The sequence below is a fragment of the Citrobacter sp. MGH 55 genome (assembly GCF_016906145.1).
Classification (GTDB): Bacteria; Pseudomonadota; Gammaproteobacteria; order Enterobacterales; family Enterobacteriaceae; genus Citrobacter_A; species Citrobacter_A amalonaticus.
The window spans coordinates 1560235-1561863 of record NZ_CP070239.1 but is presented as its reverse complement, the minus strand read 5'-3'; the positions used below and the strand labels follow the sequence as shown (position 1 = coordinate 1561863).

Here is a 1629-nt window from a genome sequence, read left to right as displayed (position 1 = left end):
CGTCCTTCATCGCCTCTGACTGCCAGGGCATCCACCGTGTACGCTTAGTCGCTTAACCTCACAACCCGAAGATGTTTCACTTCTGMTTGCGAAAATTTGAGAGACTCGAACACACATAACATGTGTGTCGTTTCAATTTTCAGCTTGATCCAGATTTTTAAAGAGCAAAACTTCGCAGCGCACCCTTTCAGGTACACTCTGAAGTTTTCTTGATTACGTTCTACAGTATGGTGGAGCTATGCGGGATCGAACCGCAGACCTCCTGCGTGCAAAGCAGGCGCTCTCCCAGCTGAGCTATAGCCCCATACAGTGTAGTTAAAACCTCATCCCCAATTCGTTTCCGGGCGCGGCGTGGTGAAGCGAAGCATACGTAAAGTATGTGAGCTTTGCCACAACAAAGCACGGGAGCGAATTTGGTAGGCCTGAGTGGACTTGAACCACCGACCTCACCCTTATCAGGGGTGCGCTCTAACCACCTGAGCTACAAGCCTGTAGAGGTTTTACTGCTCGTTTTTCATCAGACAATCTGTGTGGGCACTACAAAGGCAGGTTCTTTAAGGTAAGGAGGTGATCCAACCGCAGGTTCCCCTACGGTTACCTTGTTACGACTTCACCCCAGTCATGAATCACAAAGTGGTAAGCGCCCTCCCGAAGGTTAAGCTACCTACTTCTTTTGCAACCCACTCCCATGGTGTGACGGGCGGTGTGTACAAGGCCCGGGAACGTATTCACCGTGGCATTCTGATCCACGATTACTAGCGATTCCGACTTCATGGAGTCGAGTTGCAGACTCCAATCCGGACTACGACATACTTTATGAGGTCCGCTTGCTCTCGCGAGGTCGCTTCTCTTTGTATATGCCATTGTAGCACGTGTGTAGCCCTGGTCGTAAGGGCCATGATGACTTGACGTCATCCCCACCTTCCTCCAGTTTATCACTGGCAGTCTCCTTTGAGTTCCCGGCCGGACCGCTGGCAACAAAGGATAAGGGTTGCGCTCGTTGCGGGACTTAACCCAACATTTCACAACACGAGCTGACGACAGCCATGCAGCACCTGTCTCACAGTTCCCGAAGGCACCAAGGCATCTCTGCCAAGTTCTGTGGATGTCAAGACCAGGTAAGGTTCTTCGCGTTGCATCGAATTAAACCACATGCTCCACCGCTTGTGCGGGCCCCCGTCAATTCATTTGAGTTTTAACCTTGCGGCCGTACTCCCCAGGCGGTCTATTTAACGCGTTAGCTCCGGAAGCCACGCCTCAAGGGCACAACCTCCAAATAGACATCGTTTACGGCGTGGACTACCAGGGTATCTAATCCTGTTTGCTCCCCACGCTTTCGCACCTGAGCGTCAGTCTTCGTCCAGGGGGCCGCCTTCGCCACCGGTATTCCTCCAGATCTCTACGCATTTCACCGCTACACCTGGAATTCTACCCCCCTCTACGAGACTCAAGCCTGCCAGTTTCGAATGCAGTTCCCAGGTTGAGCCCGGGGATTTCACATCCGACTTGACAGACCGCCTGCGTGCGCTTTACGCCCAGTAATTCCGATTAACGCTTGCACCCTCCGTATTACCGCGGCTGCTGGCACGGAGTTAGCCGGTGCTTCTTCTGCGGGTAACGTCAATTGCT

General features: G+C 52.8%; 2 tRNA genes and 1 rRNA gene (1 of these 3 only partly in view). All 3 read right to left on the bottom strand.

The features are described 5' to 3' along the window. Window positions 1-228: 228 nt before the first annotated feature. Window positions 229-304, bottom strand: a tRNA-Ala gene (locus tag JTI98_RS06355). Window positions 305-414: 110 nt separating this feature from the next. Further along, window positions 415-491: transfer RNA gene (locus JTI98_RS06350), tRNA-Ile, on the bottom strand. 69 nt (window positions 492-560) lie between these two features. Beyond that, a 16S ribosomal RNA gene (locus JTI98_RS06345) occupies window positions 561-1629 on the bottom strand (it continues 473 nt past the right edge of the window).